Annotated in this window: 13 protein-coding genes; 5 read left to right on the forward strand and 8 right to left on the reverse strand. The window is 58.7% G+C overall.

What is annotated here, in order from left to right:
- Window positions 1-39: 39 nt before the first annotated feature.
- From IMX17_RS01760 to IMX17_RS01785, 6 genes are all read right to left on the reverse strand, one after another.
- Entirely contained in the window at window positions 40-939 is a 900-nt protein-coding gene (locus tag IMX17_RS01760; RefSeq protein ID WP_046896409.1) for a VOC family protein, read from the reverse strand.
- A 481-nt stretch (window positions 940-1420) separates the two neighbouring features.
- Window positions 1421-1780, reverse strand: coding sequence for a DUF805 domain-containing protein (locus tag IMX17_RS01765; protein ID WP_193549269.1), 360 nt, complete (start codon window positions 1778-1780; stop codon window positions 1421-1423).
- Window positions 1773-2222 carry a hypothetical protein gene (locus IMX17_RS01770; RefSeq protein WP_046896411.1) on the reverse strand — a complete coding sequence of 150 codons (450 nt, stop codon included), beginning with the start codon at window positions 2220-2222 and terminating at the stop codon, window positions 1773-1775. Before IMX17_RS01770 ends, IMX17_RS01765 begins: the two co-directional genes overlap by 8 nt.
- Entirely contained in the window at window positions 2219-2800 is a 582-nt protein-coding gene (locus tag IMX17_RS01775; protein ID WP_016927058.1) for a hypothetical protein, read from the reverse strand. The genes IMX17_RS01770 and IMX17_RS01775 overlap by 4 nt, the downstream gene beginning before the upstream one ends.
- 188 nt (window positions 2801-2988) lie before the next feature.
- The gene (gene katG, locus IMX17_RS01780) at window positions 2989-5184 is read right to left on the reverse strand and encodes a catalase/peroxidase HPI (RefSeq protein ID WP_046896412.1); all 2196 of its coding nucleotides are present in this window, start codon (window positions 5182-5184) and stop codon (window positions 2989-2991) included.
- Window positions 5185-5443: 259 nt separating this feature from the next.
- Window positions 5444-6847 (reverse strand): coniferyl aldehyde dehydrogenase, encoded by a 1404-nt coding sequence (locus IMX17_RS01785; protein WP_193549270.1) that lies wholly within the window; start codon window positions 6845-6847, stop codon window positions 5444-5446.
- A gap of 219 nt (window positions 6848-7066) precedes the next feature.
- Between IMX17_RS01785 and IMX17_RS01790 the strand changes: the two genes are divergently transcribed.
- Both IMX17_RS01790 and IMX17_RS01795 read left to right on the forward strand, forming a co-directional pair.
- The gene (locus IMX17_RS01790; RefSeq protein ID WP_046896414.1) at window positions 7067-7897 is read left to right on the forward strand and encodes an alpha/beta fold hydrolase; all 831 of its coding nucleotides are present in this window, start codon (window positions 7067-7069) and stop codon (window positions 7895-7897) included.
- Window positions 7898-7964: 67 nt separating this feature from the next.
- Entirely contained in the window at window positions 7965-8909 is a 945-nt protein-coding gene (locus IMX17_RS01795; protein ID WP_193549271.1) for an NAD-dependent epimerase/dehydratase family protein, read from the forward strand.
- Between the two features lie 139 nt (window positions 8910-9048).
- Here the strand turns inward: IMX17_RS01795 and IMX17_RS01800 are convergent, their stop codons facing one another.
- A complete protein-coding gene (locus IMX17_RS01800; RefSeq protein ID WP_182264180.1) occupies window positions 9049-10101 on the reverse strand; it encodes a porin in 1053 nt (350 codons plus the stop codon).
- 54 nt (window positions 10102-10155) lie between these two features.
- Window positions 10156-10998 (reverse strand): N-acetylmuramoyl-L-alanine amidase AmiA, encoded by an 843-nt coding sequence (gene amiA, locus IMX17_RS01805; protein ID WP_046896416.1) that lies wholly within the window; start codon window positions 10996-10998, stop codon window positions 10156-10158.
- Window positions 10999-11337: 339 nt separating this feature from the next.
- On the opposite strand from amiA, the gene IMX17_RS01810 reads away from it, so the two are divergent.
- The 3 genes from IMX17_RS01810 to IMX17_RS01820 are packed head-to-tail and all read left to right on the forward strand — an operon-like array spanning window position 11338 to window position 14248.
- On the forward strand, window positions 11338-12708 hold the full coding sequence (locus IMX17_RS01810; protein WP_046896417.1) for an MFS transporter: 1371 nt from the start codon (window positions 11338-11340) through the stop codon (window positions 12706-12708).
- A gap of 18 nt (window positions 12709-12726) precedes the next feature.
- Window positions 12727-13125: a hypothetical protein gene (locus IMX17_RS01815; RefSeq protein ID WP_227414444.1), complete on the forward strand. Its 399-nt coding sequence runs from the start codon at window positions 12727-12729 to the stop codon at window positions 13123-13125.
- A gap of 46 nt (window positions 13126-13171) precedes the next feature.
- Window positions 13172-14248, forward strand: coding sequence for an ABC transporter substrate-binding protein (locus IMX17_RS01820; protein ID WP_227414445.1), 1077 nt, complete (start codon window positions 13172-13174; stop codon window positions 14246-14248).
- Window positions 14249-14252: the final 4 nt, after the last annotated feature.

The following is a 14252-nucleotide window of genomic DNA, read 5'->3' on the forward strand; positions in this document are numbered from 1 at the left end:
ATATCCGAAGAAAAAAGCGCGCCGCAGCGCGCCTTGGGTTTATTTAGCCGTCTGGTGAATTTCGGCGATATAGCCGCCGGGGAAACTCACCAGCGCCGAGGCGCGGCGTTCCGCCGCCGTCGAATGCCACAGCACCTGCGCGCCGCTGGCCGTCGCTTTGGCCAGCGTGGCCGACAGATCGTCGACGCCATAGCCGGTGCGCTCATGGCCGAACGGATAAGGCAGATGCCCGTCGGTGACGAAAATGCGCGTTTTGCCGAAGCGGGAGTCCAGTTCGATCTGGCGGATCTTGCCGTTGCCGTTACGGCCGATCGCCGCATCGCTGACTTGCGCGTCGCTCGCCACCTTGGCGTGCGAGAACGCCTGATAGCTTTTCAGGAAGTCATCGACGCGGTAGGCGGAGAGATACAGGCGGTTTTCCGGCACGCTCAGCAGCGGCTTGTAGTTGGGCGCTTTGGTGTGCCAATAAAGCTGCATGTTGACGCCGCCGGGCCACTGGATCACCGCGTCGCGGCCAATCGGATCGTCGAAGGGTTCGACCTGCACATCGGCGCCGGCGGCCTTGGCTTGCCGGATGGCGGCGTCCATATCCCTGACCAGAAAACCGTTGCGCTCGGCGCCAAACGGATGCGGGATCGGCGTTTTGAAATCGAACACCGAGAAGCTGCCGGCCGGCGTCAGTATCAGCTGGGAGTAGGTTTCGCTGGGCGTGGGCGTGACGTTGACCAGCACGCGTTCGGTGCTGGTGCCGCCGAAGGTTTTCAGGATGCTGTCGACAAAGGCATCCATTTTGCCGCGTTCGACGTAGACATGGGTGGTGTCATACTGCGGCCCCACGGCGACAGACGCCGTATCGGACGCCCATGACATCGCCGGGAGCAGCAGCGCAAGGGCTGATATCCTCAGCCGACGAGAAGAAATGCCGATAATATGTTGCATGTTGACCTCCAGGTAGCGGTTATTTTCCTGAGTGAAGCGTAATTTTCCATGAGCTTTCCCGTCGGCTGAAAATAAAAACGAAAAGCGCAATGCGCGCCGTGAAACATTAACGAAGGGCGAACGTCAGACGCCTGGGCGAATATCGCGCAGGTGCAGATCATCTATTTTTATGGCCTAAAACGATGGGGCGCCTTTGCCGGCCAAACCCGCTGCCGCTAAGGGACGGTGCTGATAATGAGGCCCGCCTCGTCGCGTGTTGAGGTGTATCGAGGATAATCCATAACGGTCTTCTCCTTGCTGGGATATATCGTATTAGCGCGCTGAATTTACGTTCTTCATTGCCCTCTAAATATAAATACAGCATTAGAAGAATTGCCGCCCATCAAATTTTTATATGACTTGTTGAGTAAATACGAATAAGCGGGAAAAGAGAATATCGCGGCGCCAGCCATGGCTCGCCGAAGCAGGCCGTTGAGGGGGCTTACGCCAGGTTTGGGCGATCGTCGTAAGGATTGTTGAGGTTCTTTGCGGGAAGGAACAGCGCGAAGATCAGCATCACATAGGGTGTGAAGCAGAACCAGGTCAGGCACCAACCACCGGAGTAACCCGCATCGTGCAAACGGCGCACATTGGCCGCTAGCATAGGCAGCAAAAACGCTGCAAGCGCGAAAATGGAAATCTCATTCATCTTGCTGGCGATAACAGCGAGATAAAGCAGAAACCAAACGTGCTGGCACAAAAGCAGCATTGAATAAGGCCCACGGCTTTCGCGACCTGAGTAGGTGAAGGTCTTTTTGTAACAGTTGAGTAGACTATTCAGGATTCTCGGGTGTTTAGACATTGCGTGCTGATTGTCCTGACTTGTTGACGAGCCATAGCGACGAACAGGTTAAAACCAGAGAAATAAGCGCTGGGCCAGCAAGGTTAAACTGTTCAATAGCAATTGCATCCATCGGGATTTTGTTGAGAGGTTCTAGGAACTTGCTCTTAAGTATCAAGATGACGAGAAGGTAGACGAAGTGGATACCCACCCAAGTGCTATAGATAACGGCATATCGTCTAAGGGATTTTGATTTTTTTGTCAGTACGATCTGCGTCAGGATGATGACACCGCACAAAATGAAAATCCCGGCGGCCTTAAACTGGGTAACGACCGTTGCTGCAACGTCAGAAACAAACAATGTTTTCCCGGCAAAGTAGAGCTTTGCCATTGGGTGGTGCAGAAAATAACCAATAAAACCATAAATGACTATCAGACTAATGAACAGCATCGTTTTCTTCATTTTTTTAGCTCCTTGGCGCTGCTCAAGGATAACATCAAATTTTTCATTTCTAGTTCAGTACGAATCATTATCAGATTCTTGGTCGTCTTGTTGTATTTTGCCATTGCAGTAGGGGCTGATTGTCCACCGTTGCTCATAATGAATGAGACGTCTTTCCTGCCATAGAGCTTCATCTCTGGGATAGGATCTTGGCCATAAATGTAAGGTGTGGGTACGTTAATCTTATAGGATTTCCCCAAAAAGTCGGGGAGGGGGGCTTTTGCTCCATCCAGAGGCGTTACTCTTGTTTCAAATCCGGCGAACTCCAGTGAATAGAGCGTGCTGCCCCCTTGTTTGTCTCTACTGACCAAGTCGTTGCCCATCAGTATCTTAAATTTTTCCCAAATGCCGAGCTGTGTATAGTCGATCTTTCGCCCCTCCCAAAAAACCTCTTGTTCCTTACGCAATTGGTAGACGTAGCGCTGGATTTGTACAGCAGAAGGAGAGAAGTGTCCTATGGACGGGAGTCCATTTTTGCTGAAAATTTGTTCTTTAATGATAAATATTCCTGTTTCTCCGTAAACATTAATATCGTCCATGATTACTCCTATTTAATTGATTTTTAATATTTTTAAATTGTCTTTGTATGCATTTAATCGCCTAAACTATCATGGGGTTATAAATTTTATCAATCAGTTAGTCATTTTTATGTGTTGTGTCGTCGGTTTTTACCCTCAAATAAAAAAGCCCGCCGACTTACCGTGGCGGGCTTTGTGCTGTCGCTAAGTTACGCCAGATCGAAACGATCGAGGTTCATCACTTTGTTCCAGGCGGCGACGAAGTCGTGGGCGAACTTCTCTTGCCCGTCGGCGCTGCCGTAGACTTCGGCCAGCGCGCGCAGCTGCGCGTGCGAACCGAACACCAGATCGACGCGGGTGCCGGTCCATTTGACCGCGCCGCTGCGGCGATCGCGGCCTTCGAACAGGCCGTCCTCACTCGCCGGATGCCAGGTGGTGCCCATGTCGAGCAGGTTGACGAAGAAGTCGTTGGTCAGCGCCTGCGGGCGATGGGTGAACACGCCGTGCTGCGTGCCGCCGACGTTGGCGCCGAGCACGCGCAGCCCGCCGACCAGCACCGTCATTTCCGGTGCGGTCAGGGTCAACAGCTGTGCCTTGTCGACCAGCAGCGTTTCGGCCGGCACGCGGTATTTGCCCTTCAGGAAGTTGCGGAAACCGTCGGCGAGTGGCTCCATCGCCTCGAAGGAGTCCACGTCGGTCTGTTCCTGCGAAGCGTCCATGCGGCCCGGGGCGAACGGCACCGTCAGGGTGAAACCGGCGTTCTTCGCCGCCTGTTCCACGCCCGCCGCGCCGGCCAGCACGATCAGATCCGCCAGCGAGACGCGCTTGCCGCCGGTCTGCGCATCGTTGAAGGCGCGTTGGATGCTCTCCAGCTTGGCCAGCGTCGCGGCAAGCTGCGCAGGTTGGTTGACCGCCCAGTCCTTTTGCGGCGCCAGGCGAATGCGCGCGCCGTTGGCGCCGCCGCGCTTGTCTGAGCCGCGGAAGCTGGACGCGGAAGCCCAGGCGGTGGAGACCAGCGCCGACACCGACAGGCCGGAAGCCAGCACGGCGTTTTTCAGCGCGGCGATGTCCTGCTCATCGATCAGCGGATGATCGACCGCCGGGATCGGATCCTGCCAAATCAACGCTTCCTGCGGCACTTCCGGGCCGAGGTAGCGCGCGCGCGGCCCCATGTCGCGGTGGGTCAGCTTGAACCAGGCGCGGGCGAAGGCGTCAGCCAGCTCCTCCGGGTGCTCATAGAAGCGGCGCGAAATCTTCTCGTAGGCCGGATCGAAGCGCAGCGACAGGTCGGTGGTCAGCATGGTCGGGCGGCGTTTCTTGTTCGGATCGAAGGCGTCGGGAATGGTTTCACCGATGTCTTTCGCCACCCACTGGTGCGCGCCGGCCGGGCTTTGGCTCAGCTCCCATTCGTATTCGAACAGGTGGCGGAAGAAGTCGTGGTTCCACTGGGTCGGGGTGGTGGTCCAGGTGACTTCCAGGCCGCTGGTGATGGCGTCTTTGCCGACGCCGGTGCCGAAGGTGCTATGCCAGCCGAGGCCTTGCTGTTCCAGCCCGGCGGCTTCCGGATCGGCGCCGACGTGAGACGCCGGGCCGGCGCCGTGGGTCTTGCCGAAGGTGTGGCCGCCGGCGATCAGCGCCACGGTTTCTTCGTCGTTCATCGCCATGCGGGCGAAGGTTTCACGGATGTCGCGCGCGGCGGCCACCGGATCGGGATTGCCGTCCGGGCCTTCCGGGTTGACGTAAATCAGGCCCATCTGTACCGCCGCCAGCGGGTTTTCCAGATCGCGGTCGCCCGAGTAGCGGCTGTTCGGCCCGCCGCTCAGTTCCAGCCAGATCTTCTCAGAGCCCCAGTAGACGTCGTCCGGCTCCCAGGTGTCGGCGCGGCCGCCGGCGTAGCCGAAGGTTTTGAAGCCCATCGATTCCAGCGCCACGTTGCCGGTCAGGATAATCAGGTCGGCCCAGGAGATGTTGCGGCCGTATTTCTGCTTGATAGGCCACAGCAAACGACGCGCCTTGTCGAGGCTGACGTTGTCCGGCCAGCTGTTGAGCGGGGCGAAGCGCTGCTGGCCTTCGCCTGCGCCGCCGCGGCCGTCGCCGATGCGGTAGGTGCCGGCGCTGTGCCAGGCCATGCGGATGAACAGGCCGCCGTAGTGGCCGAAGTCCGCCGGCCACCATTCCTGCGAGTCGGTCATCAGGGCGTGCAGATCCTGTTTGACCGCCGCCAGATCGAGGCTGTTGAAGGCATCGGCGTAGTTGAAGTCTTTATCCATCGGATCGGACAGGGGGGAGTGCTGGTGCAGCGGTTTCAGGCTGAGCTGATTAGGCCACCAATCCTGATTGGTGGGGCCGTTCTGCGGTGCGGGCTGCTTGCCGCCCGAAAACGGGCATTTGCTTTCAGTTGTCATAATGCGCTCTCTGCTTCCGTAAAGATGCTCCAGCCGCCGGGCGTGGAGCGGTTAACAAGGCATGCGGGTAAGGCTTGCGTCGGGTGTTGCGCTAAATAACTGAACTCAATCGATTTACGTCACCCCCGCCGCCAACGGGCAAAGGGTGACTCATGGCTAAGCTTAGTCAGCGGCGGCGGAGAGATAAAATAGGAATGAGTGAATATTGTGATAGCTTGCGGCGATTTATGGATGTGCTATTGATAGTCAACACGCCGCGTTATCGGCGCCGCAACATGAACGCGAGCACCGCGTCCGCCAGCTTGCCGAACGGCGCGCGCAGCAGGTCGGTAAAGCGCCAGCGGTTCTGGATGAAAACGCCCTTGGCGTGGCTCAGCGCCCGAAATCCTTCGATGCCGTGACAGGCCCCCATGCCGCTGGGGCCGATGCCGCCGAACGGCAGATCGTCCTGGGCGAAGTGCAGCAGGGTGGCGTTGATGCTGGCGTTGCCGGAGGCGGTGCGCGCCAGCAGCCGGTCCCGATCCTCGCCCGGCGGGCCGAAGTAGTAGAGCGCGAGCGGGCGCGGCGCGGCGTTGATAACGTCGATCGTTTCATCAAAGGTGGCGTAGGTGCGCACCGGCAGCAGCGGCCCGAAGATCTCTTCTTGCATGATCGCGCTGTCATCGGGGGCGCCGACGATAAGCGTAGGGGCCAGCGTGTTCGGCCGTTCAGACGCCGAGTCCGGGCGGTGGCCGACCGGATGGAGTTGCGCGCCGCGCGCCTGTGCGTCGGCAAGCAGCGCTTGCAGGCGGCGATAGTGCCTGTCGTTGATGATGGCGCCGTAGTCGTCGCCGGTTGGCCCGTCGGGATAAAAGCTTTTAACCGCCGCGTCATAGAGCGCCATGAAGCTTGCCAGATCGTCCTGATGAACCAGCAGGTAATCGGGCGCGATACAGGTCTGACCCGCGTTCGACAGCTTGCCGAATGCCACGCTCTTGACGTTTCTGGCGTTAACCGCGCCGCGCGCCATGACGGCAGGGCTTTTACCGCCCAGTTCGAGCGTTAACGGCACCAGATGTTTGCCGGCCGCCTGCATGACCTGACGGCCGATCGCCGTGCTGCCGGTGAACACCAGATGGTCGAACGCCAGCTCGCTGAATCTGGCCCCGACGTCCGGCCCGCCGGTCACGACGGTGACCTCATCGGCGGGAAACAGCGCCGTCAGCATCGTTTCGATGAGGCGGCTGGTATGCGGCGCGAGCTCCGAAGGTTTCAGCATCACACGGTTGCCGGCGGCCAGGGCGGTGGCCAGCGGGATGAAGGTCAACGAGAAGGGATAGTTCCACGGCGCCATGATGCCAATCACGCCCTTGGGCTGATATTGCACATAGGCGCGTGCGGCCTGATACGGCAGGGCGACGTGGCGGCGCTCCGGCTTCATGAAGCGTTTCAGGTTGCGCAGCAGGTAATCGATCGCCTGAACGGTGACCAGAATCTCCAGAATGTCGGTTTCGTAAGGCGAACGGTGGCCGAAGTCCGCGCTGACGGCCGCCGCCAGCGCGGCGCGCTGGGCCAGAATGGCGCTTCGCAGGCGGCGCAAGGCGGCCTTGCGCTGTTGCATCGTCGGCGCGCCGTCGCGCAGGAAGGCGTGGCGCTGGGCGGCAAGCCGCGGCTCCATCGTCATGAGGATGTCATCTCCCTGCACTTGAATTCTCCTGATGCCGAGTGAAAGCGGGAATGCGGTTTGCCGAATTGTGTTTGACCTTAAAGTGAACTTTAAACCTATACTCGTTAAACGATCAACGCAAGATCGTCGGCCAACCGGGATGAGGGAGCCAGAGATCCCGGTGCCGTGCGCAGTATAAACCTTCTTTTTTAACCATAGGTAAATGGGAGAAACGACATGGGTTATGTAACGACCAGCGATGGCGTCGAGATTTTCTACAAGGATTGGGGCCCAAAAAACGGCAAGGTTATCTACTTCCACCACGGCTGGCCGCTGTCCAGCGATGACTGGGATGCCCAGATGCTGTTCTTCGTGAACAAAGGGTTCCGCGTGGTTGCGCACGATCGCCGCGGCCACGGCCGCTCCAGCCAGGTGTGGGAAGGGCACGACATGGATCATTACGCCGATGATGTCGCCGCGGTGGTAAAACATCTCGGCGTACAGGGCGCCATGCACGTTGGCCACTCGACCGGCGGCGGCGAGGTGGTGCGCTACATCGTGCGCCACGGCGAGGACAAGGTGTCCAAAGCGGTGCTGATCAGCGCGGTGCCGCCGCTGATGGTGAAAACGGACAGTAACCCGCAGGGCACCCCAAAATCGGTATTCGATGATTTCCAGGCGCAGCTGGCCGCCAACCGGGCGCAATTCTATTACGACGTGCCCGCCGGCCCGTTCTACGGCTATAACCGTCCGGGTGCCAAACCGTCGGAGGCCATTATCTGGAACTGGTGGCGCCAGGGCATGATGGGCGGCGCCAAGGCGCACTATGACGGCATCGTCGCCTTCTCGCAGACCGATTTCACCGAAGATCTCAAGAAGATTGCCATTCCGGTGCTGGTGATCCACGGTGACGACGACCAGGTGGTGCCTTATCAGGATTCCGGCGTGCTGTCGGCCAAGCTGGTGCAAAACGGCACGCTGCATACCTATAAGGGCGCGCCGCACGGCATCCCGACCACCCATGCCGATCAGGTCAACGCCGATCTGCTGGCGTTCGTGAACAGTTAAGCGCGAACAAGCACTTTTGCTCCGCCCTGCGTGGGCGGAGTTTTTTTCATTGCGATAAGGAACGCCAATGCAAACGATCCTGGGCGCCAGTGGCCAGATCGCCCAAGAGCTAGCGCGTGAACTGAAGCGCGCGTACACCGATGATTTAAGATTGGTCAGCCGCAACCCGAGGAAGGTCAACGACAGCGATACGCTGGTCGCGGCCGACCTGCTCGATGCACAGCAGACCCTGGCGGCGGTGAAGGGCAGCGACGTGGTGTATTTCGCCGCCGGCCTGCCGCCGGATTCGGCGCTGTGGGAGCGGCAATTTCCGACCATGCTGCAGAATGCGTTGGACGCCAGCCGTACCGCGAGCGTGCCCTTTGTTTATTTCGACAATACCTATATGTATCCGCAGAGCGGCGAGCCGCAGACGGAATCGACGCCGTTCGCGCCTCGGGGGCGCAAGGGACGGGTGCGTGCCCTGATGACCGAGAAGGTGCTCAACGAGATGGAGCGCAAGCAGATCCCCGTGCTGATCGGCCGTGCGCCCGAGTTTTATGGGCCGGGAAAAACGCAGAGCTTCACCAATGCGCTGATCGTCGACAGGCTGAAAGCGGGGAAAAAACCGCGCGTGCCGGTTCGCGACGACAGGCTGCGCACGCTGATCTGGACGCCCGACGCCAGCCGTGGGTTAGCCCGGCTCGGCAATACGCCCGACGCGTTCGGCCAGACGTGGCATCTCCCGTGCTGCGACGAGCGGCTCACCTATGCGCAGTTCGCCGCGTTGGCCTGCGAGGTGTTTGGGAAGGACATTTCATATTCCGTTATCGGCAAATGGGCGTTGATCGCCGCAGGGTTGGTTTCGTCCGGGGCACGTGAGATGCGCGAGCTGCTGCCGCGCTACGAGCACGATAACCTGTTCGACTCGACCAAGTTCAAACAGCGTTTTCCCGACTTCGCCGTCACGACGTATCGCGCCGGGCTGGAAACGATTTGGCGGGAGTGGAAAAACGCGCAAGCGCCGCGCTGAGGCGTCCGTCACGCCATAAGCAGGCGCATTCGGCACCCTGTCATCACTCTGCCCTCATGATCCTCTCGCACCGTCTCGATCGGCGCGAGCGAGCCTCGCCCCTCACCGGGCGGGGCTTTTTATTGGCTGCGGCAGCGCGTCACCAGTGATAGCTGATGCCCATATCGAGTTTGTCCGACGCATCGACGCCGGGGGCGTGCTGGGAAAGGTTATTGAATTCATAGTTAATAAACACCTGCATGTTGCTATTGAGCAACCAGGTCACGCCCAACTCCTCGTAGTTCAATAAGTCGGTGTTGCGGCCTGCCCGGGCCTGTATCAAACGGGTATAGCCGATGTTGGGTTGGATGCGGTCCGTCAGCCGATATTTGGCGAGCGCTTCATAACTGGACGCCGAGCCGCGGTTAGCGGTTTGTTGCGGGCTGATGGCGTTGTCGCTTTGGGTGAACACGGCCGCGAGATAGATTTTTTTCGACGCATAGAGAACCCCCTCGGCCAGCGTATCGATGCGCCGACGATAGCCGGCGGTGCGTTGCTGGCGCTGCGTGGTTTGAGACGCCGAAGCGGCGGCGATGAGGCTGAGCGTCGGCGTCAGCGCATAGCGGAAGGAGGCGCCGAACCCGTTGCCGTTTTGTTTGCCCAGCGCCTGTCGATCGTCGCCGTCTTTGAACTGATACTGCAGCGCGAGGGCGGCGTGCCGCTGAAACAGGCTGAAAGGTTTGCGGTAAGTGAGCAGGTTGTGCGCCCGACCGCGCATAAAGTTGTCGATGTAGTTGTAGGCCATTTCTCTGAACAGCGGGGAGCGATCGGTCAGGGCGGTCACATCATAGAGCACGCCCCAGTTGCGGCCGATATCGAGGCTGCCCAGGGCGGCGTTCTGCACGCCGAGGTAGGCGAGCCGGGTGCTGTTTCGGGTGGCGTCGGCGAAGCTGACGGTATATTCCCAATGGGCGTAGGCCCGCCAGCGCGGCGCGATCTTTTTTTTGCCGATCAGGCCGAAATAGAGATAGCTGCGGTCGCCGTCGTCGCGTTCGCTTTGACCGCTGTAGCGTCTGGCGATAATCGTGCCGTAGAAATTCAGGCTGCTGTGTTGCGATACCGTCAGCGGCACGGCGAAGGCGCTGCGCGGCAACAGGGCCAGCAGCGGGAGCCACAGGCTCGCCGAAAAAGCGCGAGGATTGCATTTTATCATGATGACGCCGTCCCTGTGCGCGGCAAGCCGGCCGGCTTGCCGTCCTGGTGAAGCTTAAGCGTGCGTGACGTGTTTAAAGTAGCTGACGATCCCCTGCGTGATGGCGGTGGCGATTTTATTTCGGAATGCAGGGGTGCCCAGCAGCCTTTCTTCCTCGGGGTTGGTGATGAACGAGGTTTCCACCAATACCGAAGGAATGTATGGGGATTTCAACACCACGAAGGCCGCCTGTTCGGTATTTTTGGCATGCAAATGATGGATGGGCGCAATATGTTGGATCAGGTGCGAGCCCAGCGTCAGGCTTTCTTTGATGGTTTCCGTTTGTTCCAAATCAAACAGTATCTTCTGCAAATAGCGATCTTTCTTGATGACGTGGGGGCCGGCGAGATCGTCCGCCGCGTTTTCACTGTTCGATAAGTATTTCGCCATCGCGCTGCTGGCGCCCTTAGTGGAAAGCGCAAAGACCGAAGCGCCGCAGGCGCTGGGGCAGGTAAAGCCGTCGGCGTGAATCGACATGAAAAGATCCGCGCCATGCCGGTGCGCGATCTCCACCCGATCGTACAGCGGAATAAAAACGTCGCTGTCGCGCGTCAGGCGGGCATCGATGCCGTGTCGATCGAGCTGCGCCCGCACGTTTCTGGCGATCGCCAGAACGACATGTTTTTCCAGCGAACCGGTGTGGCCAATGGCGCCGGAGTCGATGCCGCCATGGCCGGGATCCAACATGACCAGGAATCGTTTTTGCGCACCCTGAGGGCCCGCCTGTTTTTTGGGGCGTGGCAAGCCGTGGGCGCTAGCCAGCGGAGAAACGGCGCTATTGAGCGCCAGAGCCGCCAGCCCGGCCAGCATCATTCTGCGGCGGGACAAGCGCGTGTTCAAAAGGTCCTTCTTAGCCATAAGGTTAACCCGCATAAAGGGAAGGTTTGATTGTTATAACATAACAATTTGTGCCGGCATCATCGTCGTCTGTTAGCGCCTGTTACTTTTAATGTCATTCTATAAATAAACCGGTTTTTTATGCTGAGTATGGTTATTTGATTGAATGTTTATATTGTGATTTATTTGTATTTCATTTGTTAATTCTTATTTTGAAACACTATGCAACCCAATATTTCAAATGAGATTTATTACCATCCAATAATGATATGTTATAACGTAATTACAAAAATTGATAAAAACGGCGTCTTTGCCGCCGGCATGCCGGCATAAAGACACCCACGTTTTTGGAGCGTTAACATGACTTTTAAACACCAGGAAAAAGAGACGCTAAATCTATTCGCGGTTCTCGCCGTCTCGTTAAGCACGGTCATCGCCATGCTCGACAGCACCATCGCTAACGTAGCGCTGCCGGTGATCGCGAAAGATTTCGCCGTTTCCGAATCGGCCTCCATCATGATTATCAATGCCTACCAGTTTGCCGTCGTCGCGTCGTTGATGCCCTTTGCGGCGCTGGGCAGAACGGTGGGCAATAAAAAAATCTTTATGGCCGGGGTGGTGCTGTTTGCTTTCTCCTCGTTGGGCTGCGCGCTTTCCGACACGCTGGCGATGCTGACGGCGTTCCGAGTGATACAGGGCTTCGGCGCGGCGGCGGTGCTCAGCGTCAATGCGGCGCTGATTAAGGAGATCTACCCGGCAAGGCTGCTGGGGCGCGGCCTGGGGATTAACGTGATGGTGGTGTCGGTTTCCGCCGCCGCCGGGCCGTCCATCGCCTCGGCGATACTTTCTCAAACGAGCTGGAACTGGCTGTTCACCATCAATGTTCCCATCGCCTGCCTGTCGCTGCTGCTGAGCGTGATATTTCTGGGCTCCCGCGAGCGGCGCAGCGTTGGCTTCGACAGCGGGGGCGCCCTGTTGGTGTTTGTGCTGTTTATCGCTTTCTCGCTCAGCACGATGAGCATGACCACCCGCCATCTGCCGGCGGCGGCGCTGAGCTTTGCGGTATTCGCCGGACTGGCCGGGTGGCTGTACATCAATCAGAAAAGAAAGGCCAACGCCGCGCTGATCCCGATCGCGATGCTGCATAACCCGACGCTGTCATTGTCTTTGCTGATGTCGATGCTGTCTTACAGCACCCAGCTTTTGGCTTTTGTATCGCTGCCTTTTTATTTCCACAATGTCCTGCAAAGAAACGTGGTGGAAATCGGCCTGCTGCTGACCGCCTGGCCGCTGGCCACCATGGTGTCGTCGTTGATTTCCGGCGATTTGACCAAGAAATACGATCCCAATCTCGTCGCCCTGTCAGGCCTCGCCTGCTTGTTGGCCGGCATGCTGCTGATGGCCAACCTGCCGGCCGATCCGTCGAATGGGGCGATCGTATGGCGCGTGGCGCTGTGCGGCATCGGTTTCGGCCTGTTTCAATCACCGAACAACCTGCTGATCATGACCTCGGTCTCTCATGAAAACAGCAGCATCGCTAGCGGTCTGTTGGGCAGTTCCCGGTTGATCGGGCAAATCGTCGGTTCGGCGTTAGTGGCGATTTTCTTCAATATGCGCGGCGCGCAAGCGACGACTATCAGCTTAATGGCGGGGGCGGCGTTCTCGTTTCTCTCTCTGGCCGTGAGCTATATGCGCTTCAAGTCCGCCGTTACGTTAAAAACCAGCAAATAAGCACGTTCGAGGTTTCCCATGCGATTCACCCATCTAGTGCCGCTCATTATCGGGATGGCGGCGTTTTCCCTCAGCGGCTGCTCGACCTACCACGACGTGGCGCTGCAACAAAAAGAGGCGGGGCTCAATAGCCCGTATTATCTGTTGCAGCCGCCGGTGTATGTCGGCGATCGGCTGAAATACGGCCTGAAGGACGGCAGCGGCGGCGAGCTGACGGTAGCGAAGGTTGAACCGAAAGACATCGTTGCCGACAGCGGAAAAATCATTCCCCTGTCGCAACTCTCTTTCCTGCAGCGAAAAGAGATTTCCGAAGGAAAAACCGCCGCGTTGGTCGGCGGCGGTGCGGTCGCCACCGCGGCGATCGTTTTCGTTGCCGGGATCACCATCATGGCCGCCGGCATCGCCGCCTCGGCCTGACACCGCTCATCAACGCGCGCCATTGCGCGTGCGCGCAGGAGGCCTCATGGCCGTAAAACTGACATTCATCGCCACCGCCTTGCTGGCGATAGCCGCTTTGCCGATGCTGGCTTGCGCCGGTGCCAGCCAGCCGCAAGCGACCGCGCTGCCGCAGAGCGCGGCGGCGCAAACGCTGCCCGGCAGCTACCCGCGGATCGTCATCACCGGCAACTGCCCCTTCGGCGTGCTCCTGGCCAACGAGGCGGCCTATCGGCACGTCGTCGGCGTCGGCCCCTGGGCATTCATGCATGCCGATATGCATGTGTTGAAAGACATGAAGCCTGACATCGGCAGGATCACGTCCGATTTCATCAATAAGGACTATCGGGTCAACATGGAGTCGTTAATGAATCTGCGGCCCGACATCATTTATTACTACGGCAAAAGCCAGGACGATCGGCTGGAAAGGGCGGGCGTGATGACGGTCGATCTGGACGCCGGCGGGAAGACCAAATACCAGCCGATGGTCACCCAGGTGTATTGGGAAAATACCTTCGCCGACACCCTCGGCCTGCCGCGCACGCATAAATTCAAAGACGCCTGGGAAAGGACCCTGAAGCAGATCCGCCCCTATGCCGCAGCCATCCGCGCGCAGCACGTCAGGGCGTTGTATCTGGAAGAAAGCGACGGCAGGCAGCTGAAGGTGAGCGGCCCGCACACCTACGGCGACACCTATCTGAAAATGGCCGGCATGGATAACGTCGCCGGGGATTTGCCGGTGAAGGGCGATGCCGGCAGGTACATCAACGTGTCGATGGAGCAGATCATGGCCTGGGATCCGGATGTGATTTTCGTGGTGTTCGGCAGCGCAAAAGCGCTGCTGCATGGGGGGATCCCCGGCCAGGCGTGGGAGACGCTCAGGGCGGTGAAAAACGGCAAGGTTTTCTCGACGCCGGTGGGCATTCACAACTGGGGAGGCCTGTCGGCGGAAACGTCACTGTTGCCGCTGTTCATGATCAACCGATACGCGCCCGAAGACATTAGCGACAAGACGCTGCGGCAGGAGACGCGTCGTTATTATCAGACGATGTTCTCCTACGCGATCCCTGACCGGTTGCTGGATGAGGTGCTGGCGCAACGCTAGCGCC

Origin of the sequence: Serratia sp. X3 (genome assembly GCF_014982455.1) — a bacterium.
Taxonomy (GTDB): domain Bacteria; phylum Pseudomonadota; class Gammaproteobacteria; order Enterobacterales; family Enterobacteriaceae; genus Serratia; species Serratia ureilytica.